Source organism: Aliivibrio logei, from assembly GCF_001691055.1.
GTDB classification, from domain to species: Bacteria; Pseudomonadota; Gammaproteobacteria; order Enterobacterales; family Vibrionaceae; genus Aliivibrio; species Aliivibrio salmonicida.
In genome coordinates this window covers 1-5,435 of sequence record NZ_MAJU01000023.1, presented here as the reverse complement: position 1 = coordinate 5,435, position 5,435 = coordinate 1, and the positions used below count along the sequence as shown (strand labels likewise).

At 34.7% G+C, this 5,435-nt stretch carries 7 protein-coding genes; all 7 read right to left on the bottom strand.

Annotated elements, in window-relative coordinates:
- Positions 1–115 precede the first annotated feature (115 nt).
- The 7 genes from A6E04_RS15595 to A6E04_RS15565 all read right to left on the bottom strand — a co-directional run bounded on the left by A6E04_RS15595 (position 116) and on the right by A6E04_RS15565 (position 4,462).
- Positions 116–853 carry a hypothetical protein gene (locus A6E04_RS15595; protein WP_065611804.1) on the bottom strand — a complete coding sequence of 246 codons (738 nt, stop codon included), beginning with the start codon at positions 851–853 and terminating at the stop codon, positions 116–118.
- A gap of 145 nt (positions 854–998) precedes the next feature.
- A complete protein-coding gene (locus A6E04_RS15590; RefSeq protein WP_065611803.1) occupies positions 999–1,376 on the bottom strand; it encodes a hypothetical protein in 378 nt (125 codons plus the stop codon).
- A gap of 6 nt (positions 1,377–1,382) precedes the next feature.
- Positions 1,383–1,799, bottom strand: a complete 417-nt coding sequence (locus A6E04_RS15585; RefSeq protein WP_065611802.1) for a hypothetical protein — start codon at positions 1,797–1,799, stop codon at positions 1,383–1,385.
- A 195-nt stretch (positions 1,800–1,994) separates the two neighbouring features.
- Positions 1,995–2,285, bottom strand: coding sequence for a hypothetical protein (locus A6E04_RS15580; RefSeq protein ID WP_065611801.1), 291 nt, complete (start codon positions 2,283–2,285; stop codon positions 1,995–1,997).
- A complete protein-coding gene (locus A6E04_RS15575) occupies positions 2,278–3,024 on the bottom strand; it encodes a DUF4225 domain-containing protein (RefSeq protein WP_065611800.1) in 747 nt (248 codons plus the stop codon). Before A6E04_RS15575 ends, A6E04_RS15580 begins: the two co-directional genes overlap by 8 nt.
- Entirely contained in the window at positions 3,021–3,512 is a 492-nt protein-coding gene (tssD, locus tag A6E04_RS15570) for a type VI secretion system tube protein TssD (RefSeq protein WP_065611812.1), read from the bottom strand. Before tssD ends, A6E04_RS15575 begins: the two co-directional genes overlap by 4 nt.
- A 254-nt stretch (positions 3,513–3,766) precedes the next feature.
- Entirely contained in the window at positions 3,767–4,462 is a 696-nt protein-coding gene (locus A6E04_RS15565; protein WP_065611811.1) for a hypothetical protein, read from the bottom strand.
- Between the last annotated feature and the right edge of the window lie 973 nt (positions 4,463–5,435).

Sequence of the window (5,435 nt, the reverse complement as noted above, 5' to 3'; positions counted from 1 at the left end):
TTTGCTACGATACAGACTTAGCTGAATTTTAACGCCTTAATCACTGAAACTAAAGGCAAACTGACAACGCCGAGTGTAGCAAATCGTGTTGATGCATTTGTTATAGGGCTTATGCCTAAGAAATATCAACTTCAATTACGTAAATAGGTACCTTTTTAGAAGAATAGCCATATTTCCCTACTACATAATCGTCCCGAATTAAGGTGCGACTTCGCAATCTAACTTCCGCGCCAGTCGCAAATAAGACTTCCTTTTCATTACCCATCCTTGTTCCTTTACGCTTGTAAGCAAATACATTTGTCTTGGGGTTTGTGACTCTAAGAACGAACAAATCAATTCGACTCTCGTCATAAGCTTTCCCTCCCCACTCTGCATTTCTAAGTGCTACTTGTGGGCAAAAGCTAGTCGAGAATGGTTTATTTAAAACGACTTTGTTATTTCTGCTATTAAACCAACAGCCACCATGAAACAGAAACTGCCCTTCACTTAAGGTTTTACCAATCATATTTATCTCAGTGTCGACATCTGATTGGATGTAATTAGGGTAGCTTTGTTGGAATTTTGTGATTGAGCGAGGAGTTCTAGATGGCATATGAGACCTCCACGACTTATAATTACTGTCTTGATCTAAAAACTTATCAATGTGATTTTCAAGCCCGTTATCAGCACCTATTTCCGCCATATATTCAGCTGCAGAAAAATGATCACTTATTACAGCTATAAGCTTGTCATTCACGAATGGTAGAAACGATCCCTCACGCTCATAATGCTCTATGTTTTCTTGTTGAGTTGCATCTCTTGTTGACCACGATTCATAAACAGAAGAAAAAGTATTAACTATACGTAAACTCATAAAACCCTCGATATCATATTTAGCCCTATAACGCCTGCATAACACGTTTACTACTATGCAATCATACTTGAAATTGACGCCTTAAAATGAGAAACACCCGGCAAACTGAGATTGCCGAGTGTAGTAAATCGTGTTGATGCGATTGTTATGTTTTAGACTTCAACGTGGTCATGGTTATTAATTTATCGGTATATCTCATTTTTCCATCTTTAGATGATTGAGTTAAAGCTGAATTTAATTGCTCCAATTCTTTATCATGTAATTCTTGTATGATTGAAACAATAATCTTTCGAGTATTTTCCAATTCATCTTTATCTACATTACCACCATGAACAATAGAATTTCTTAATTTAGCAAAATTTTTCTTATCTAATTCTGACAATTTACGATCTAATTCTGATTTAAGTTTTTCAATTTGTTCTTTTTCTGATTTTGTTTTTTGCCTTAAATTTAAATAACTGATTAATACAGCAATAGCCGAAGTCAAAGACCCAAGAATAGGTAACAACTGAATAACATCCATAATTACTTACTCTCCAACACTAGAATTAAAAGCCCAAAATGGGGTTCTATCCACTACATGTTTATTATATCTTTCAAGTAAGTGGACAGTAAAAATTGCAATAAGACTTATAAATGCATAAACTTCAAAATTAGCTAATGGTTTTCCACTTGCTGCGACAACACCATACGCAACCGAAAAAAATAAACTTATTAATATAGTAAAACCAAATAATAACTTACTATCTGAAGATAATCCTATTGATAATGGGTACATTGCAGCAAATAACATTAATGAATTTTGTTGTATATTGCTCGTTAATAACGATTCCATCAATAGTGGGAAGAATGGAAATAACATATGGAGTAATACACATAAAAAATAATCTTGCCAATGATCAGGTAGACCACTTACTCTTCTATTCATTTGATTTTGATAATTCATTTAAAAAATACATGAATCAGATTTTACCATATGGCAAACTAAAGTATAGGAAAAACATAACGCCGCAATAACACGTTTATTACTACGACGACTTAGCTGAATTTTACTGCCTTAAACACCTAAACCAAAGACAAACCTACAACGCCGAATGTAATGAATCGTGTTGATTGCTTTGTTAGGCGAATCACGAAATGATCACTTCCCTAAACGTTTCAATGGGTTAATTATTAAATAGCCATGAGCAATCAAAAAAACAAACGAAAGCATTAAAATAGGATTTGTAATTTTAATATCCATGGGATAGTCATAAGACAGCCTACTTTCAAATAATATTGAATATTGTTGAGCTGCGATAAATCCATTAAAAATAACAAAAACCATAAGATAGAAAGTACTATTAATTCTATTTTTTATTAGTTTTCCTGAAAGTACTGATATAAATAAGAAAAACAAAGAACCACTTAAGTAAGCTAATAAATTAATCATTATACGTCTGAACCATTCCATTTATAGTATTCGCATTCCCAACAACTTCACCTAATAATGCTGGTTTACTCATCGTTCGCCAACCTTTTTCATAGTCTGAAGCTAAAGCTCTAAACAATTGAAATTGAGTCGCATCCGGAACATTTGCATAAGGAACTTTTTTTAAAACATTAATAAAACCGTATGCAGATAACCCCAAATCAACACTACTATACACTAAATCTGCTTCGCGGTTTGAATAGCCAAGACTTTTAGAAGCTTGACGATATGTACTTCTAACCCAGCCAGAGTTATTAATCTCTTGTTCTCCACGTAAAAAGTCCATTATATTCGCAGTACTTTCATATGTATTATTGCTTCCATGAGCCATCATGGGAACACCAACGGTTGCACACATTGCAGCTCCAGCAATCGTTGTTAATGGAACTGATGCACATAGTACTGCTCCACCAGATGCTTGTGCGATCCCACCAATAACGCCTAAACCATATTCAGCTAAAGCTTGCGCCTGTTCAATTAAGCTTCGACGTTCCTTCTTAACATATTGAACAACATCATCTCTAGAGATTTTACCACTCTCATAGTCTGCTTTTAAACATTTACCAATATGTCTATATTCACGCTGAAATTGATGTTGGATCATTGGGTCTTGAATACACTCAAGACTCAATGAATTACATTGAGACATCAAACCTCGTATTGCTAAACTTACCTCGTCATCTTCAAAGTCTTTGTTCATGATAATCCATCACTAATTGATTTTAACCACGAACCGTAACCATTAGTATTACCCGCTAAATGTTTCCATTGAATATCTCGATATGAAATAAGAACAATTTCTTCCATTTCGTCTTGGTTAAAATCGACAATATGAGGCATATTGACCGAAGTACTTCTAATTTGTGCACCAGTCAGTACAACTTCATAAAATGCTTGTAAACCAGATGAAGCTCCAGGCCTATAAAAAGTAACCGTACAATCAAGCACATCACCGTCACTACACGCTTGCGCTAGCAAGGGTGTACTTTTATCAATTTTTTTTACGATTTTAATTGGTTTATGAATTGACTTATTCTGATATTCAATACCATGAGAAAAGGCCAAAACAGTAATCTCATCTTCATGATCGCGTTGATAAGAGTTACCCATTGAACTTAAAGTATTACAACCTTGCGATATGCAGCCTTTATTAGTGCTATTTATAGTTAAGTATGCGATTCCAGCCATTTTATTCTCGGTATTCATTATAAAATTGAGTACCTATTTTACCAAAAATCGACCTTATCCATGAAACCAAATATATAGACAGAATGACGGAATCAATAGCTACTTTAACCAAAATCATCAAAGTGTGACATTCGCCTAACGCCTGCATAACACGTTTGCTACTATGCAAACCAAGCTGAATTTTACTTCCTTAATCACTAAAACTAAAGGCAAACTGACAATGCCGAATGTAGCAAATCGTGTTGATGCATTTGTTATGCTCGTTTTAAAGAGATCGTCATAGACTTTTTAATATCATTAACAATATAAGATGGAGCTATCGAAAACAAAAGCATTTCAGCTAGATAAGGTTCATTTTTACCATACATCTCAAAAGAAAGGGTTTTGAGTAAATTACAATAATTATGATAAGCCGTTTTGTGACTTATATACGTAATTTCACGATCCGATAAATTAAAAATTGTATTGAGATCGAACTTAGACAGTTCTGCATTTCTTCCTGACGGTTGTGGGTAATATTCAGTCAACCCTGTATATTTAAACATTAACCAGTTCAATGAGTAAATCACTCGTGAATCGTATATAGCATAATTACTGCAATCGATGAAAGAAGCGACTTTTGAAAGAGATGATATTACAGAAAAAGTTGGACGAGTTAGGATACCCTTACTCAACTCTAAGTCCAACTTGGACAACAAAGCATCATTTCTATCATTTTTCTTTAATGAACGAATACCTCCCCATTCCTGAATAACCCAATATCGATTTGTATGCTTATCAACAGTTAAAAATGAGCTTAAGTTATGTTTTAAATAGATATTTCGCTCAAACTCCGATAATAGTCCATCAGGAAAATCTAAAGGGCAATTTTCAGGAATTTCCCAATTAAAATTCTCATGTAATGGATATTGTTTAGCAAGCCCAATCAATACTTCAATTAATTTTTTCAAATTACTTCCTTTCTTTCTTTCGCTCAAGGGCATAACGCCGCCATAACACGTGCTGACGACCAACTTTCCAAACCAATTATACTTTAAACCAAAAACGCCGAATGTTATAAGCATCGTGTTGATGGCTTTGTTACACGATCTTTGTCAACGCTTCCATTAACTTGGTAAAGAATTGATTTACCAAGATTTACTGTAAACTGAGTTTAATTAGACTGGCTCAATTAAGCGAGCAAAATATCCAATCACCGCCAATAACTGTGAAACGAAACAATCCCTTTTTCTTACGCCATTTGTACGATCTAGTTTCAGCAAGTTTTAAGCTGATAAACCAAATATTCTTGCCACAATTGGGATTAAAAATGTGGCGAGCAAAACACTGATGCAGGATAAAATGAGGCAAAACCATGAACAATTGAAGCCTAAATTGGCTTCTGAAACCCATGAACTTTTGGCAATAATAGTCAATTGCCGAACCTGATAAAATGAAAACTAAAAGGCAGCAAATAAAAAGGAAATCCATCCTACTTTCACGCCTAAAAAATTAACGGCTCAATCGCTGAACTGAGCCAAAAAACTGCAATCTTAGAGTTCGTGTAACGCTGGCATAACACGTTTATTACTATGTAAACCAACCTGAATTAACCGCCTTAATCACAAAGCTAAAGGCAAACCCAGAACGCCGAATGTAATAAATCGTGTTGATGCGATTGTTGTGCGTGCTTACTTTCGGCTTGGCCAACTTGGTAAAGAACTCCCCTGCCAAGATTTTCTAAACCTTGATTCTAATTTACCGATGGCAATTAAGCGAACAAAATGTTCTTAAATTGCGAGATAAAGTAAATGGAAAACAAATACATTTTTTACGCCATTTGAACGGCTTGGTTTCAGCTAGTTTGGAACGGATAAACTAAATATACTCGCCACAACTGGGATTGAAAATGCTGCGAGCAAAACACTGATGCAGAATAAAATG